Annotated in this window: 13 protein-coding genes and 4 tRNA genes; 16 read left to right on the plus strand and 1 reads right to left on the minus strand. The window is 62.8% G+C overall.

Annotated elements, in window-relative coordinates:
- Positions 1–6 precede the first annotated feature (6 nt).
- The 15 genes from asd to BLU85_RS04615 all read left to right on the plus strand — a co-directional run bounded on the left by asd (position 7) and on the right by BLU85_RS04615 (position 14,863).
- Positions 7–1,119 (plus strand): aspartate-semialdehyde dehydrogenase, encoded by a 1,113-nt coding sequence (gene asd / locus BLU85_RS04545; protein ID WP_024779161.1) that lies wholly within the window; start codon positions 7–9, stop codon positions 1,117–1,119.
- 252 nt (positions 1,120–1,371) lie between these two features.
- Entirely contained in the window at positions 1,372–2,382 is a 1,011-nt protein-coding gene (locus BLU85_RS04550; RefSeq protein WP_092203809.1) for an aspartate-semialdehyde dehydrogenase, read from the plus strand.
- 210 nt (positions 2,383–2,592) lie between these two features.
- On the plus strand, positions 2,593–5,196 hold the full coding sequence (locus BLU85_RS04555; protein WP_092203807.1) for a FimV/HubP family polar landmark protein: 2,604 nt from the start codon (positions 2,593–2,595) through the stop codon (positions 5,194–5,196).
- Positions 5,197–5,492: 296 nt separating this feature from the next.
- Positions 5,493–6,317 (plus strand): tRNA pseudouridine(38-40) synthase TruA, encoded by an 825-nt coding sequence (gene truA, locus BLU85_RS04560; RefSeq protein WP_030142027.1) that lies wholly within the window; start codon positions 5,493–5,495, stop codon positions 6,315–6,317.
- Between the two features lie 63 nt (positions 6,318–6,380).
- Entirely contained in the window at positions 6,381–7,004 is a 624-nt protein-coding gene (locus BLU85_RS04565; protein WP_092203805.1) for a phosphoribosylanthranilate isomerase, read from the plus strand.
- A gap of 265 nt (positions 7,005–7,269) precedes the next feature.
- Positions 7,270–8,190 carry an acetyl-CoA carboxylase, carboxyltransferase subunit beta gene (accD, locus tag BLU85_RS04570; protein ID WP_072407026.1) on the plus strand — a complete coding sequence of 307 codons (921 nt, stop codon included), beginning with the start codon at positions 7,270–7,272 and terminating at the stop codon, positions 8,188–8,190.
- Positions 8,187–9,494 carry a bifunctional tetrahydrofolate synthase/dihydrofolate synthase gene (gene folC, locus BLU85_RS04575; protein WP_092203801.1) on the plus strand — a complete coding sequence of 436 codons (1,308 nt, stop codon included), beginning with the start codon at positions 8,187–8,189 and terminating at the stop codon, positions 9,492–9,494. The genes accD and folC overlap by 4 nt, the downstream gene beginning before the upstream one ends.
- Positions 9,478–10,149, plus strand: a complete 672-nt coding sequence (locus BLU85_RS04580) for an SPOR domain-containing protein (RefSeq protein ID WP_092203799.1) — start codon at positions 9,478–9,480, stop codon at positions 10,147–10,149. Before folC ends, BLU85_RS04580 begins: the two co-directional genes overlap by 17 nt.
- A gap of 89 nt (positions 10,150–10,238) precedes the next feature.
- On the plus strand, positions 10,239–10,799 hold the full coding sequence (locus BLU85_RS04585) for a CvpA family protein (protein ID WP_030142022.1): 561 nt from the start codon (positions 10,239–10,241) through the stop codon (positions 10,797–10,799).
- A gap of 41 nt (positions 10,800–10,840) precedes the next feature.
- The gene (purF, locus tag BLU85_RS04590) at positions 10,841–12,346 is read left to right on the plus strand and encodes an amidophosphoribosyltransferase (RefSeq protein WP_053123453.1); all 1,506 of its coding nucleotides are present in this window, start codon (positions 10,841–10,843) and stop codon (positions 12,344–12,346) included.
- 55 nt (positions 12,347–12,401) lie between these two features.
- A complete protein-coding gene (locus tag BLU85_RS04595; protein ID WP_092203797.1) occupies positions 12,402–13,613 on the plus strand; it encodes an O-succinylhomoserine sulfhydrylase in 1,212 nt (403 codons plus the stop codon).
- A complete protein-coding gene (locus tag BLU85_RS04600; protein ID WP_063320321.1) occupies positions 13,610–14,383 on the plus strand; it encodes an SDR family oxidoreductase in 774 nt (257 codons plus the stop codon). The genes BLU85_RS04595 and BLU85_RS04600 overlap by 4 nt, the downstream gene beginning before the upstream one ends.
- 103 nt (positions 14,384–14,486) lie before the next feature.
- Positions 14,487–14,562 (plus strand) — tRNA-Val (locus BLU85_RS04605).
- Positions 14,563–14,620: 58 nt separating this feature from the next.
- A tRNA-Asp gene (locus BLU85_RS04610) sits at positions 14,621–14,697 on the plus strand.
- Positions 14,698–14,786: 89 nt separating this feature from the next.
- Positions 14,787–14,863 (plus strand) — tRNA-Asp (locus tag BLU85_RS04615).
- Positions 14,864–15,070: 207 nt separating this feature from the next.
- Here the strand turns inward: BLU85_RS04615 and BLU85_RS04620 are convergent.
- Entirely contained in the window at positions 15,071–16,354 is a 1,284-nt protein-coding gene (locus BLU85_RS04620) for an NAD(P)/FAD-dependent oxidoreductase (protein WP_060741450.1), read from the minus strand.
- Between the two features lie 183 nt (positions 16,355–16,537).
- Here BLU85_RS04620 and BLU85_RS04625 point away from each other — a divergent pair.
- Positions 16,538–16,614, plus strand: a tRNA-Val gene (locus BLU85_RS04625).
- The last annotated feature ends 66 nt before the right edge of the window (positions 16,615–16,680 follow it).

Here is a 16,680-nt window from a genome sequence, read left to right on the forward strand (position 1 = left end):
GTTGCGATGAAACGTGTAGGTCTGATCGGTTGGCGCGGCATGGTCGGTTCCGTGCTCATGCAGCGAATGCTGGAAGAGCAGGATTTCGATCTCATTGAGCCGGTGTTTTTCACCACTTCCAATGTCGGTGGCCAGGGCCCGTCCGTGGGCAAGGACACCGGTGCGCTCAAGGATGCCTACAGCATCGAAGAGCTCAAGACCCTCGACGTGATCCTGACTTGCCAGGGTGGCGACTACACCAGCGAAGTGTTCCCCAAGCTGCGTGAAGCCGGCTGGCAGGGTTACTGGATCGACGCCGCCTCCAGCCTGCGCATGCAGGACGACGCGGTGATCATCCTCGACCCGGTCAACCGCAAGGTCATCGACCAGCAGCTGGACGCGGGCACCAAGAACTACATCGGCGGCAACTGCACCGTCAGCCTGATGCTGATGGGCCTGGGCGGCCTGTTCGAAGCCGGTCTGGTGGAGTGGATGAGCGCCATGACCTACCAGGCCGCGTCCGGTGCCGGCGCGCAGAACATGCGTGAGCTGATCAAGCAGATGGGCGCCACCCACGCCGCCGTCGCCGATGACCTGGCCAACCCGGCCAGTGCCATCCTCGACATCGACCGCAAGGTCGCCGAGGCGATGCGCAGCGATGCCTATCCGACCGAGAACTTTGGCGTACCGCTGGCCGGCAGCCTGATCCCCTGGATCGATAAGGAACTGCCCAACGGCCAGAGCCGGGAAGAGTGGAAGGCCCAGGCCGAAACCAACAAGATCCTCGGTCGCTTCAAGAGCCCGATCCCGGTGGACGGCATCTGCGTGCGCATCGGCGCCATGCGCTGCCACAGCCAGGCGCTGACCATCAAGCTGAACAAAGACGTGCCGATCGCCGACATCGAAGGATTGATCAGCCAGCACAACCCTTGGGTCAAGCTGGTGCCGAACAATCGCGAAACCAGCATGCAGGAGCTGAGCCCGACCAAGGTCACCGGCACCCTGAATGTACCGGTGGGCCGTCTGCGCAAATTGAACATGGGGTCGCAGTTCGTCGGTGCCTTCACCGTCGGCGACCAGCTGCTGTGGGGCGCGGCCGAACCGCTGCGCCGCATGCTGCGGATCCTGCTCGAGCGTTGATCGACTGTTGTTGTGAAAGAACCCGTGCCTTGTGAGAGGCGCGGGTTTTTTATTGGGAGACGGTTGTGTGTCAGGGCTGGCCTCATCGCGAGCAAGCTCGCTCCCACACAGGATTTTCAGTGACCGCAAAACCTGTGGGAGCGAGCTTGCTCGCGATGGGGCCAGTCCAGGTACTGCAACTCCCTAGCCAATTGCCTGCGTACCCACCACCCGATAAAGTGCCGCTCCCCACGTTTTACCTGAGGTAGACCCATGAGCCAGTCCTTTGATATTGCCGTGATCGGCGCCACCGGTACTGTCGGCGAAACCCTCGTCCAGATTCTCGAAGAGCGGGACTTTCCGGTCGGCAACCTGCACCTGCTGGCCAGCAGCGAATCGGCAGGCAGCTCGGTGATGTTTCGCGGCAAAAACGTGCGGGTGCGTGAGGTCGACGAGTTCGACTTCAGTAAAGTCCAACTGGTGTTCTTCGCCGCCGGCCCGGCGGTGACCCTGAGTTTCGCCCCGCGGGCCACGGAGGCCGGCTGTGCGCTGATCGACTTGTCCGGGGCCTTGCCGCCCGAGCAGGCGCCACAGATCGTGCCGGAAGCCAACGCCCAGGTCCTGGCCGGCTTGGGCAAGCCGTTGCAGGTCAGCAGCCCCAGCGCATCGGCCACGGCCCTGGCGGTCGTGCTGGCGCCACTGCGCGAGTGCCTCGATCTGCAACGCATCAGCCTGACCGCCAGCCTCGCGGTGTCGGCCCAGGGCCGCGTGGCCGTGAGCGAGCTGGCGCGCCAGACCGCCGAGCTGCTCAACGCCCGTCCGCTGGAACCGAAGTTCTTTGACCGGCAGATGGCGTTCAACCTGCTGGCCCAGGTCGGCGCTCCGGACGAGCAGGGCCATACGTCGCTGGAAAAGCGTCTGGTTCGTGAGTTGCGCCAGGTGCTGAATCAACCTTTGTTAAAGATTTCCGTCACTTGCATTCAAGCCCCGGTGTTTTTTGGCGATAGCTTTAGCGTGACCGTGCAGTCTGCGAACGCCGTCGACCTGGCCAAGGTCAACGCGGCCCTGGAAGCGGCGCCCGGTATCGAACTGGTGGAGGCGGGCGACTACCCGACTGCGGTGGGTGATGCGGTGGGGCAGGATGTGGTCTACGTTGGTCGTGTACGCGGTGGGATCGACGATCCGACGGAACTGAATATGTGGCTGACGTCAGATAACGTGCGCAAGGGCGCGGCACTCAATGCCGTGCAGGTGGCTGAGTTGTTGATAAAAGACTTGCTGTAAAAGATACTTGGCATCAATTTGTCGAATGATTCTAGCTGGGCGCTATGCTTGGCCGGAATGCTGAAGGCGAACATCCCTCTGGGGGACTTTCCCGGGGCATGAGTGAAATGATCGCGCGCACCGTCGCTTCGGGGCTGCGCGCAATGCCTTACGGCAGCGGCATCAATACCTTCTCGCTGGCCGAGGAATGTTCAAACAAAGGAAGAGGCTATGGTTCAAGTTCGCAAACTGGTGTTAGCAATAGCGGCCGCCTCGGCGCTGTCCTCCGGTATGGCGCAAGCGCTCGGGCTCGGGGAATTGACCCTGAAGTCGACGCCGAACCAGCCCCTGGTCGCCGAGATCGAGTTGCTCGACGTCCAGCAACTGACCGCCGCCGAAGTCGTGCCGAGCCTGGCCTCGCCCGACGACTTCGCCAAGGCCGGGGTCGACCGCCAGGCCTTTCTCAATGACCTGAGCTTCACCCCGGTGATCAACGCCAACGGCAAGAGTGTCCTGCGGGTCACGTCCAGCCGCCCGCTGTCCGAGCCCATGGTCAAGTTCCTGGTGCAGGTGATGTGGCCCAACGGCCGTCTGCTGCGCGACTACAGCGTATTGCTCGATCCCTCCAAATTCTCGCCACAGGCCGCCGACGCGGCCCGGGCGAAACCGCCCCAGGTCGTGGCCACGCCAGTCACCGGGGCCACCAAGCCTTCCCAATACACCACCACGCCGCGCGATACCCTGTGGGAAATCGCCGCCAAGGTACGCAACGGTGGGTCGGTCCAGCAAACCATGCTGGCGATCCAGGCGTTGAACCCTAACGCGTTCATCAACGGCAACATCAACCTGCTCAAGACCGGCCAGGTGTTGCGCCTGCCGGACCCGGTGCAGAGCACGGCGCTGCCACAGCCCCAGGCCATCGCCGAAGTGGCTGCGCAGAACGCCGCCTGGCGCTCGGGGCGTCGTGCCGTGGCGGGTGCTGGCAAGCAGCAACTGGATGCCACCAGGCGTGGCCGTGGCGAAGGCGCGCCGGCACAGGCGGCCGGTCGCGACAACTTGAGCCTGGTGTCGGCCGATTCGGCGAAAGCGGGTGGCAAGGGCAAGGGCGCTGCTGGCGATGCCCAGGCGCTGACCAACAAGCTTGCGGTTACCCAGGAAAGCCTCGATTCGGCTCGCCGGGATAACGAAGAACTGAAAAGCCGCATGGCGGATCTGCAGAGCCAACTGGACAAACTGCAGCGCCTGATCGAGCTGAAGAACAATCAACTGGCCAAGATGCAGGCCGAAGGTGCCGCGGTTCCGCCTGCTGGCGAGGCGCCTGCGGCGATGTCCGCGGAGCTGACCCCAGCGCCGGCGGCACAGGCCCCGGCGACTGCACCTGCTGCCGCACCTGCGCCAGAAGCGACCCCGGAAGCGACGCCACCTGCCACACCGGTCGAGCCGACGCCTGCCGCGTCCAACGAGCAAAAATACAATGACCTGCTGACCAACCCGATCCTGTTGGGGTTGATTGGCGGTGGCGCGCTGCTTTTACTGTTGCTGCTGTTGTTGCTCGCCCGTCGACGCAAGGCCCAGCAGGAAGCGGAAAAACACTTGCGCATGGCCCGAGCCCTCGAGGAGGAGGCTGACTTCTCCCCGGAGTTCGATCTGCCCCCGAGCAGCTTCGAGGGCATTGATGTTCCACCACCTAGCGTAAAGCTTGAGCCAAAACCCGCGCCGGCCCCCGCGCCAGCACCCAAGCCGGCCCCGGTGGTCGCGCCTGTGGTGGTCACGCCGCCTATCGCCGCGCCATTGGTGGCTCCGGCCGCCGATCGCTTCGACGACGTGCTGCCCCAGGCCCAGTCCCATATGGACCGAGGTCGCTTGAACCAGGCCGCTGACCTGCTCGAGCAGGGCATCAAGGCCGAACCCCAGCGAAGCGACCTGCGCCTGAAATTGATGGAAGTCTACGGTCAGCAGGGCGACCGCGACGCCTTTGTCGCCCAGGAACGCCAACTGGTGGCCAATGGCGACAACTTCGCCCAGGTCGAACAGCTGAAAAGCCGTTTCCCGGCCATGGTGGTCGCTACCGCCGCCGGCCTGGCCGCGGCGGCAGTGGCTGCGGAGCTGGACGCGCAGTACGTCAAGGATCTGCTGGAAGACAAGTCGCCCACCGACGAGGAACTGGACAGTGCCTTCGACCTGAGCCTGGATGACCTGGAAGCTCCGGTCGCGCCAGCGCCGGAGCCTGTCGCCGAGCTGGACGCATTCCCGGAAGACGACGACCTGAGTTTCGAGTCGGTGCTCAAGCAGCAGACTGAAGCCAAGGAAAGCCTGGACGATCTGTCGGAATTCGACCTGGACCTGGGTGCCGACGCGCCGACCCCGGTCGCGGCGCTCGATGATGAAGACTTCCTGCTGGACCTGGGTGACGATCTCAAGGGCCTGGACGTTCCAGCAACCGAAATGCCGGCCCTGGACGATGCGCCGGCCGACGATCTCGAGCTGCCGGCAGATTTTGACCTGTCCCTTGCCGACGAGATGGATGCCCATGACCGGCCAAAGGATGCCTTTGAATCCGAGCTGGACGATGTAAACGCCGAACTGGATCGCCTGTCCGACAGCCTGGCCCAGCCGACCTTCACCGCTGAAGATGCCCTGGTTGGTGCTGAAGACGAGCCCGACTTCGACTTCCTCAGCGGTACCGACGAGGTGGCGACCAAGCTCGATCTGGCCCAGGCCTACATCGACATGGGCGACCACGACGGCGCCCGCGACATCCTCGGCGAAGTCCTCAGCGAAGGCGATGCGACCCAGAAGAGCGAAGCGCAGGAGATGTTGTCGCGTTTGGTGTAAGTCAGTAGTTAGGCAAAACGGCAGCCGGTGAGGCTGCCGTTTTTGTTTGCAGCGGGCGTTATGGTGACTGGGCTGGCTTCATCGCGAGCAAGCTCGGCTCCCACAGGGATCTGCCCCCACAGGGATCTGGGGGCAAGCCCTTGTGGGGGCCGAGCTTGCTCGCGATGGCGCCCCGTCGAACCAACCCAGGACCACCGGTTACACTGGCATCCCGCCCCGCCGGCTTTATAATGCCCGCCTTTGCGTACTCAGCAGGCTGTAATTCCTTGGCAAACATAGACAACCCGGCCGCCGAAATGGCGGCCGACGGCTTTTTCCGGATCGCCTTGGGCGTTGAATACAAAGGCTCGCGCTACCGTGGCTGGCAGCGCCAGGCGTCCGGTGTATTGACGGTGCAGGAAACCCTCGAAAACGCGCTGTCCAAAGTCGCCGACTCGCCCGTGTCGCTGCATTGCGCCGGCCGGACCGATGCCGGCGTGCATGCCTGCGGCCAGGTGGTGCATTTCGACACCCAGGTCGAGCGCTCGATGAAAGCCTGGGTCATGGGCGCCAACATCAACTTGCCCCATGACGTCAGCGTCAGTTGGGCCAAGGTGATGCCGGCGCATTTCCATGCACGCTTCAAGGCCATCGCCCGGCGTTATCGCTACGTGATCTACAACGATCAGATCCGTCCGGCGCACCTGAACGAAGAAATCACCTGGAACCACCGCCCGCTGGACGTCGAGCGCATGGCCGAGGCCGCGCAATACCTGGTCGGTGTCCACGATTTCAGCGCATTCCGTGCAGGCCAGTGCCAGGCCAAGTCGCCGATCAAGGAGCTGCATCACCTGCGCGTGACCCGGCACGGCAAGATGATCGTGCTCGACATCCGCGCCAGCGCCTTCCTGCATCACATGGTGCGCAACATTGCCGGCGTGCTGATGACCATTGGCGCCGGCGAGCGGCCGGTGGAGTGGGTCAAGGAAGTGCTCGACAGTCGCATCCGCCGTTCCGGTGGTGTCACGGCGCATCCGTTTGGCCTGTACCTGGTACAGGTCGAGTATCGCGATGAATTCGAGCTGCCGGAGCGTTACATCGGGCCACATTTCCTCACCGGCTTCTCGGAACTCGACGGCTGACGCCCTCCGCAGCATTTGTTACCATCCGGGACTTTCACGCAATTGCCTGAGGTTTTAGCCACCATGTCCGTCGTTCGCAGCAAGATTTGCGGGATCACCCGCGTCGAGGACGCGTTGGCGGCGGTCGAGGCCGGGGCCGATGCCATCGGGCTGGTGTTCTACGCCAAGAGCCCGCGGGCGGTGACGGTGCAGCAGGCGCGGGCGATCGTCCAGGCCTTGCCGCCGTTCGTGACGCCCGTAGGGCTGTTCGTCAATGCCAGTCGTTGCGAGCTGGGCGAGATCCTCGATGCGGTGCCGCTGGGCTTGTTGCAGTTCCATGGCGACGAAACCCCGGCCGATTGCGAAGGCTGGCATCGTCCGTACATCAAGGCGTTGCGGGTCAAGGCCGGTGACGACATCGCCGCCGGTTGCGAAGCCTTTGCCGGTGCCAGCGGTATCTTGCTGGACACCTATGTGGAAGGCGTACACGGCGGTACCGGCGAAGCGTTCGACTGGTCGCTGGTGCCACAAGGCCTGAACAAGCCGATCGTCCTGGCCGGTGGTCTGACGGCGGAAAACGTCGCCGCGGCCATTCGCCAGGTTCGCCCCTATGCGGTGGATGTGAGCGGCGGGGTGGAGCAGGGCAAGGGCATCAAGGATCCGGCAAAGATTCGTGCGTTCATGGCTGCTGTTCGCAACAGCCAGTAGTCAATGTGACGGCTGGCAGACTGCCGCCGTCCATACCTGCACTGTACAAAGCAGGCAGGCACCGCCTCCGGGTGGGCCGATAGCGTAGGGGCAACCGCAGTGCAGCGGTTGCCGGGATGGCTGAGGGGATTGGGCTGCACGCAGGTCATGTTTCGCGCTGACCGTGGTGGCCGTTCGACCCTCGCCGCACAATGAATTTAGCTCAAGGGCATACGCGGGGCCGCGAACCAGAGCGTTCGGGCCGCCGGTACTGGAGAAAGAAAGCATGAGCAACTGGTTGGTAGACAAACTGATCCCTTCGATCATGCGTTCCGAGGTGAAGAAAAGCTCGGTGCCTGAAGGTCTTTGGCACAAATGTCCATCCTGCGAGGCGGTGCTGTACCGTCCCGAGCTGGAAAAGACCCTGGACGTTTGCCCCAAGTGCAACCACCACATGCGCATCGGCGCGCGTGCCCGTATCGATATTTTCCTGGACGCGGAAGGCCGTGTGGAGCTGGGTGCCGACCTGGAGCCGGTGGACCGCCTGAAATTCCGCGACGGCAAGAAATACAAGGATCGCCTGACCGCTGCCCAGAAGCAGACCGGTGAAAAAGACGCCCTGGTGTCCATGAGCGGCACCTTGCTGGGCATGCCGGTGGTGGTTTCGGCCTTCGAGTTCTCCTTCATGGGCGGTTCCATGGGCGCCATCGTCGGTGAGCGTTTCGTTCGCGCCGCCAACCATGCGCTGGAAAACCGTTGCCCGATGATCTGCTTCGCCGCTTCCGGCGGTGCGCGGATGCAGGAAGCGCTGATCTCCCTGATGCAAATGGCCAAGACCTCCGCGGTGCTGGCGCGTCTGCGTGAAGAAGGCATTCCGTTCATCTCGGTGCTGACCGACCCGGTCTACGGCGGTGTTTCCGCGAGCCTGGCCATGCTGGGCGACGTCATCGTCGGCGAGCCGAAAGCGCTGATCGGCTTTGCCGGCCCGCGTGTGATCGAGCAGACCGTGCGTGAAAAGCTGCCGGAAGGCTTCCAGCGCAGCGAGTTCCTGCTGGAACACGGCGCCATCGACATGATCATCCATCGCCAGGAGCTGCGTCCGCGCCTGGGCAATCTGCTGGCGCAACTGATGGGCCTGCCGACGCCGACATTCGTCGCCGCACCGGTCGAGCCGATCGTGGTTCCGCCAGTGCCTGCCGGGCTATGACCCAACGCACCCTGGGCGACTGGCTTGCCTACCTCGAGCAGTTGCATCCATCGGCCATCGACATGGGGCTGGAGCGCTCGCAAACGGTAGCGTCCCGCATGGGACTGGCCAAGCCGGCGCCCCGGGTCATCACTGTCACCGGCACCAATGGCAAGGGTTCCACCTGCGCCTTCCTGGCCTCGCTGCTGCGGGCCCAGGGGCTGAGCGTCGGTGTCTACAGCTCGCCGCACCTGCTGCGCTACAACGAGCGGGTGCAAGTGAACGGCGTCGAAGCCACTGACGCCCAGCTGTGCGAAGCCTTTGCCGCGGTGGAAGCCGGGCGAGGCGATACAACCCTTACGTATTTCGAGATGGGCACCCTGGCGGCGTTCTGGTTGTTTGCCCGTGCCGGTCTCGATGCGGTTGTGCTGGAAGTCGGCCTGGGCGGACGGCTGGATACGGTCAACCTGGTGGACGCCGACATTGCACTGGTCACCAGCATTGGCGTGGACCATGCCGATTACCTGGGCGATACCCGCGAATCCGTGGCCTTCGAGAAGGCCGGCATCTTCCGCCAAGGCGCGCCTGCGCTCTGTGGCGATCTCAATCCTCCCCAGCCATTGCTGGACAAGGTTCGCGAGCTGAGCTGCCCGTTCTTTCTGCGGGGGCGGGATTTCGACCTGGCGATGACCGAGCAGCATTGGCAGTGGCGCGGCAGCGATCTGCGCGGCAATCCGGTAGAGTTGCGCGACCTGCCGCTGCTGGACCTGCCGATGGAAAACGCCGCACTGGCGCTCCAGGCGTACTTGTTGCTGGGCTTGCCCTGGGAAGCCGGGCAAATCGTCCAGGCGCTGCAGGCGACCCATGTGGTCGGTCGCCTCGACCGCCGTCAGTTCGATTGGCAAGGCAAACGCTTGAACCTGTTGCTGGACGTCGGCCATAACCCCCATGCGGCGCAGTACCTGGCCGAGCGCCTGGCGCGGCGGCCCGTGGCAGGGCGGCGCCTGGCGGTGTTCGGGCTGCTGGCCGATAAGGATCTGGATGGCGTTGTCGAGGCGTTGGATGATAGTGTCCAGCACTGGGCGGTAACGCCACTGGATTCGCCACGCTCGCGTACGGCGGCTGAGCTGCAGGGGGCCTTGCAGCGTCACGGTGCTCCGGTGCAAGCCTATGCCAGTGTGGCCGCCGCCCTGGAAGGGCAGTGCGCCCTGGCGACGGCTGATGATGAAATCCTGCTGTTCGGATCATTTTTTTGTGTTGCCGAGGCCCTTCAATGGTTGGCCCGGCACTCCACGGAGGAAGCTGCAGATGGCATTGCTGGATAAGGCGTACAAGCAGCGCATGGTCGGGGCCCTGGTGTTGGTGGCCCTGGCGGTGATTTTCCTGCCGATGCTGTTTTCCCGCCAGGACGAGCAGCGCCAGGTCACGGTCGACGCCCCAGCCGCTCCCCAGGCGCCTTCGGTGCCGCCTGTGCAGGTCGATCCGGTAGCCGTGCCCGAGCCCCAGGCGTTGCCTCAGGAACCGGTGCCAAGCGACGAGGAACTGGCTGGGCAACCTGCCGCGCCTTCCACGCCGATTGCATCGGTGCCTGCCACGCCGGCTCCCGCCGCACCGAGCAAACCGGCTGTCGCACCCGTGCCTGTTCCAGCGGCACCGGCGATCAAGCCGGCGCCGAGCCAGCCGATCACCGCCGCTCCGGCCAAGCCGGACACGACCCAGAGTCGTGTGGATGCCAATGGCCTGTCAGTCAGTTGGTCGGTGCAATTGGCCAGCCTGACCAGTCGCGAAAGTGCCGAGAACTTGCAGAAAACCTTGCGCAGCCAGGGCTATAACGCCTACATCCGTTCTGCCGATGGCAAGAATCGGGTGTTTGTTGGTCCGCTGATCGAGCGCGCCGAGGCCGACCGCCTGCGTGACCTGCTCAGCCGCCAGCAAAACCTCAAGGGGTTCGTCGTGCGCTTCCAGCCAGAGCGTGGTTGACGGCGATTTAGCTGATTTGAATCACGCAGCTTACCGACAGCCCTGGGCTCTGCTAAAATGCGCCGCCTTATCCGTATGTAGGCTGCACCGTGCCATTTACCTGGGTTGACTGGGCGATCGTTGCGATCGTCGCCATCTCCGCATTGATCAGTCTGAGCCGCGGCTTCGTCAAGGAAGCCCTCTCGCTGCTGACCTGGATCATCGCGGGAGTCGTAGCCTGGATGTTTGGTGGTTCGCTGTCCCAGTACCTCGCCGGATACATCGAAACTCCCTCGGCCCGCGTGATCGCGGGCTGTGCCATCTTGTTTATCGCCACCTTGCTGGTTGGCGCAATGATCAATTATCTGATCGGCGAACTGATTCGCGTTACCGGGCTTTCCGGGACGGATCGGTTCCTGGGCATGGCCTTTGGCGCGGCGCGCGGCGCGTTGCTGGTGGTCGTGGCCGTCGGGCTCTTGAGCCTGGGGCCGGTGCAGCAGGATACGTGGTGGCAGGAGTCCCGGCTCGTGCCACAATTTCTATTGGTCGCAGACTGGTCCAAAAACCTGATCCTGGGTTGGAGCAGTCAGTGGCTTGCCAGCGGTATCAGCGTACCCGCTGAAATACCGTTCAAGGAACACCTCTTGCCGACGGCCAAAACGCCGCAGTGAGTGTTGTTCAGTTCAGATCCATTAAGTAGGGGTTGCGTCGCATGTGTGGCATCGTCGGTATCGTCGGTAAGTCGAACGTCAATCAGGCGCTGTATGACGCGCTAACCGTGCTCCAGCACCGCGGCCAGGACGCTGCCGGTATCGTGACCAGCCATGACGGCCGGTTATTCCTGCGCAAGGACAACGGCCTGGTGCGTGACGTGTTCCACCAGCGTCACATGCAGCGCCTGGTCGGTCACATGGGTATCGGCCACGTGCGCTACCCGACCGCGGGCAGCTCGACGTCGGCTGAAGCTCAGCCGTTCTACGTCAACTCGCCTTACGGCATCACCCTGGCGCACAACGGCAACCTGACCAACGTCGAGCAACTGGCCAAGGAGATCTACGAATCTGACTTGCGCCACGTCAACACCAGTTCCGACTCAGAAGTGATGCTCAACGTGTTTGCCCACGAGCTGGCCCAGCGTGGCAAGCTGCAGCCTACCGAAGAAGACGTGTTCGCCGCCGTGACCGACGTGCACAACCGTTGCGTGGGTGGCTATGCGGTGGTGGCGATGATCACCGGCTACGGCATCGTCGGTTTCCGCGATCCCCATGGCATCCGCCCGATCGTGTTCGGCCAGCGTCACACCGACGAAGGCGTCGAGTACATGATCGCTTCCGAAAGCGTGTCCCTGGACGTGCTGGGCTTCACCCTGATTCGCGACCTGGCCCCGGGCGAAGCGGTCTACATCACGGAAGACGGCAAGCTGCACACCCGTCAGTGCGCGACCAACCCGTCCCTGACCCCGTGCATCTTCGAACACGTCTACCTGGCGCGTCCGGACTCGATCATCGACGGTATCTCGGTCTACAAGGCGCGCCTGCGCATGGGCGAGAAACTCGCCGACAAGATCCTGCGCGAGCGTCCGGAACACGACATCGACGTGGTCATCCCGATCCCGGACACCAGCCGCACCGCCGCCCTGGAGCTGGCGAACCACCTGGGCGTCAAGTTCCGCGAAGGCTTCGTGAAGAACCGCTACATCGGCCGGACCTTCATCATGCCGGGCCAGGCCGCACGGAAAAAATCCGTACGCCAGAAGCTCAACGCCATCGAGCTGGAGTTCCGCGGCAAGAACGTGATGCTGGTGGACGACTCCATCGTCCGTGGCACCACTTGCAAGCAGATCATCCAGATGGCCCGTGAAGCCGGCGCCAAGAACGTGTATTTCTGCTCCGCGGCCCCAGCCGTGCGCTACCCGAACGTCTACGGCATCGACATGCCGAGTGCCCATGAGCTGATCGCTCATAACCGCACCACCCAGGACGTGGCCGACCTGATCGGCGCCGACTGGCTGATCTACCAGGACCTGCCGGACCTGATCGAAGCGGTGGGCGGCGGCAAGATCAAGATCGAACAGTTCGATTGCGCGGTATTCGATGGCAAGTACGTCACCGGCGATATCGACGATGCGTACTTGAACAAGATCGAGAACGCGCGTAACGATGCGTCCAAGGCCAAGACCCAGGCGGTCAGTGCGATCATCGATCTGTACAACAACTGAGTACGAACCGGCCCCGAGGGGCCGGTTTGCGTTTAACCGATTAAGGAGTGGCAGCATGAGTCAGGATTGGGATGCCGGTCGGCTGGACAGCGACCTTGAAGGTGTAGCGTTCGATACCCTGGCGGTTCGCGCGGGTCAGCACCGTACACCGGAAGCCGAACATGGCGATCCGATGTTCTTTACCTCCAGTTACGTGTTTCGCACGGCCGCCGACGCTGCCGCGCGGTTTGCTGGCGAGGTGCCGGGTAACGTCTACTCGCGCTACACCAACCCAACCGTGCGGGCGTTCGAGGAGCGTATCGCCGCCCTGGAAGGCGCCGAGCAAGCCGTGGCGACCGCCACCGGCATGGCCGCGATCATGGCCGTGGTGATGAGCCTGTGCAGCGCCGGCGACCACGTGCTGGTGTCGCGCAGCGTCTTCGGTTCGACCATCAGCCTGTTCGAAAAGTACTTCAAGCGTTTCGGCGTGGAAGTCGATTACGTGCCCCTGGCGGATCTGTCCGGTTGGGATGCGGCAATCAAGGCCAATACCAAGCTGCTCTTCGTCGAATCGCCTTCCAACCCTCTGGCCGAGCTGGTGGACATCGCCGCGTTGGCGGAAATCGCTCACGCCAAGGGCGCTATGCTGGTGGTCGATAACTGCTTCTGCACCCCGGCACTGCAGCAACCGCTGAAGCTGGGCGCGGACGTGGTGGTGCATTCGGCGACCAAGTTCATCGACGGCCAGGGCCGTTGCATGGGCGGCGTGGTGGCCGGTCGTGGCGAGCAGATGAAAGAGGTCGTGGGCTTTCTGCGTACCGCCGGGCCGACCCTCAGCCCATTCAACGCCTGGATCTTCCTTAAGGGCCTGGAAACCCTCGGCCTGCGCATGAAGGCCCATTGCGCCAATGCCCAGGGCCTGGCCGAGTGGCTGGAGCAGCAGGACGGCATCGAGAAAGTGCATTACGCCGGCCTCAAGAGCCATCCGCAACATGACCTGGCCTTGCGTCAGCAGCGCGGTTTCGGTGCGGTGGTGAGCTTCGAGGTCAAGGGAGGCAAGGAGGGCGCCTGGCGCTTCATTGATGCGACCCGATTGATTTCCATCACGGCCAACCTGGGTGACAGCAAAACCACCATCACCCACCCGAGCACCACGTCCCACGGGCGCCTGTCGCCTCAGGAACGTGAGTCGGCGGGTATTCGTGACAGCCTGATCCGCGTCGCGGTCGGCCTGGAAGACGTCGCGGACCTGCAAGCCGACCTGACCCGCGGGTTGGCGGCCTTGTGATTGAGCTGGCTACGCCGCCGAGCGGCACTCATGGCCGGGTTGCACTGGTTACGGGCGCCGCGCGGGGCATCGGTCTGGGCATTGCTGCCTGGCTGATCTGTGAAGGCTGGCAGGTAGTACTGACTGACCTGGATCGCGAGCGCGGTTCCAAGGTGGCGAAGACCTTGGGCGACAATGCCTGGTTCATCGCCATGGACGTGGCGGACGAGGCGCAGGTCGCCACCGGTATCGCCGAGGTGCTCGGGCAGTTCGGGCGGCTCGACGCGCTGGTGTGCAACGCGGCTATCGCCGACCCGCACAACATCACCCTGGAAAGCCTCGACCTGGCTTACTGGAATCGGGTCCTGGCGGTGAACCTGGGCGGGCCGATGCTGCTGGCCAAGCACTGCGCGCCGTATCTGCGCGCGCACAACGGCGCCATCGTCAACCTGGCCTCGACCCGCGCCGCGCAATCGGAGCCCGACACCGAAGCCTATGCGGCGAGCAAGGGCGGCCTGCTGGCCTTGACCCACGCCCTGGCAATCAGCTTGGGACCGGAGATCCGGGTCAACGCCGTCAGCCCTGGCTGGATCGACGCGCGGGATCCCTCACAACGTCGCGCACAGCCGCTGACCGACGCCGATCACGCCCAGCATCCCGCGGGCCGGGTCGGCACGGTAGAGGATGTGGCGGCGATGGTGGCGTGGCTGTTGTCGCGCAATGCCGGTTTTGTCACGGGGCAGGAGTTCGTGGTGGACGGTGGCATGACCAAGAAAATGATTTATGAGTGAGGGTGGTTGCAGGTGCCGTTTGAAACTGTTTTGAAAAAACTTCAACCCTGCTATTGACTTAGCTTCGGTACCTGCGTAAATTTCGCGGCCTCAACGAAGCAAAGGGTGATTAGCTCAGCTGGGAGAGCGTCTGCCTTACAAGCAGAATGTCGGCGGTTCGATCCCGTCATCACCCACCATGTTTTACGAGAGTTTTGCGAAAGCAAAATGGAAGCTGTCAAAAGCCTCCACCGACGCGCAGCGGTAGTTCAGTCGGTTAGAATACCGGCCTGTCACGCCGGGGGTCGCGGGTTCGAGTCCCGTCCGCTGCGCCATATCTGAAGAAGCAGGTTCGCCTGATTCGAGATTGAAGCCCAAGGGTTTTGATCAGACGAGTTAACTGGACGCAAGTCCATAGCGATACGCAGCGGTAGTTCAGTCGGTTAGAATACCGGCCTGTCACGCCGGGGGTCGCGGGTTCGAGTCCCGTCCGCTGCGCCATATCTGCTTCGAGGCCCACTGAACGCCTTGAAGCTAAGAAGAAAGCTGCAAAGCTACTTCTAGTCGATAGCAAAGACCCTGGTCGAAAGACCGGGGTTTTTTGTTTTTGGCGAAATGATATTGGGCCAAGCCCGTGGCGAGGGAGCTTGCTGTGGCGAGGGGATTTATCCCCGCAGGGCTGCGAAGCAGCCCTTGTTGTTGGCAGTTTCAGAACCCCAATTTATCCCGCAACCCGTAATACCAGGCACCCATCGCCGCAAACGGCGTACGCAACAACTGACCGCCGGGGAAAGGATAGTGCGGCAGGTCCGCAAACGCATCAAAACGCTCAGCCTGACCACGCAGCGCCTCGGCCAGGACCTTGCCCGCCAGGTGCGTGTACGTCACGCCATGGCCGCTGCAGCCCTGGGAATAATAAATGTTATCCCCCAGTCGCCCGACCTGGGGAAGACGCGACAGTGTCAGCAGGAAATTTCCGGTCCAGGCGTAATCGATCTTCACGTCCTTGAGCTGCGGGAATGCCTTGAGCATCTTCGGCCGAATGATCGCCTCGATGTTCGCCGGATCCCTCGCGCCATACACCACGCCGCCCCCGAAGATCAGACGCTTGTCGCCCGTCAGCCGGTAGTAATCGAGCAAGTAGTTGCAGTCTTCGACGCAATAATCCTGAGGCAGCAGACTATGAGCCAACTCATCGCCCAATGGCTCGGTGGCGATTACCTGGGTACCGCAAGGCATGGACTTGGCCGCCAGCTCCGGCACCAGATTGCCCAGGTAGGCATTGCCCGCCACGATAATGAACTTGGCCCTGACCTTGCCTTGTGGCGTATGCACCACCGGGCTGGCGCCACGCTCGATGCGCACCGCCGGCGACTGTTCATAAATCACTCCGCCAAGGGACTCCACCGCCGCCGCTTCGCCCAATGCGAGGTTGAGCGGATGAATATGCCCACCGCTCATGTCCAGCATACCGCCCACATACTCCTCGCAAGCCACCACCTCGCGAATACGCCGCTGATCCAGCAGCTCTAGCTGGGTATGCCCGAAACGCTCCCATAAACGCTTCTGCGACTCCAGGTGGCCCATCTGTTTAGCGGTGAGGGCGGCGAATACACCGCCGTCCTTCAAATCACACTGAATCTGATACTTCGCCACCCGCTCGCGAATGATCCGCCCACCCTCAAACGCCATATTGCCCAGCAACTGCGCCTGCTGAGGACCGACGCTGCGCTCGATTACATCAATGTCGCGACTATAACTGTTAACGATCTGCCCGCCGTTACGACCCGAAGCCCCAAAGCCCACCTTCGCCGCCTCAAGGACCGTGACCTTGAAACCGTTCTCCAGCAAAAACAGCGCAGAGGACAGGCCGGTGTAACCAGCGCCGATCACGCAAACATCCGTCTCGACGTCATCCTGCAGGGCAGGGCGCGGAGGAACCGGGTTGGCCGACGCGGCGTAATAAGACTCTGGGTACGGTGTGTTCGCCATTCTGGAACCTCTGTTTTATATTTTTTACGAATGCAGCGATCCTACCCGAGATAAAAATCGGCCGCCAGCCACCCCCGAATCTTCGTGACATCGACGAAATTAAATATTTTGCATATTCATAGGGTTAGGTGAAAAAAAGGTGTTGACACCCCTTTGGAATTCCGTAGAATGCCGCCTCACAGCAGGCACGTAGCTCAGTTGGTTAGAGCACCACCTTGACATGGTGGGGGTCGTTGGTTCGAGTCCAATCGCGCCTACCAAACAAAATCCGCTCTGCTGGGCGGTCTAGAAGGGGTTCACCGAGAGGTGAGCCCTTTTTTGCTTTC

The sequence above is a fragment of the Pseudomonas sp. NFACC14 genome, from assembly GCF_900106885.1.
Taxonomy (GTDB): Bacteria; Pseudomonadota; Gammaproteobacteria; order Pseudomonadales; family Pseudomonadaceae; genus Aquipseudomonas; species Aquipseudomonas fluorescens_AA.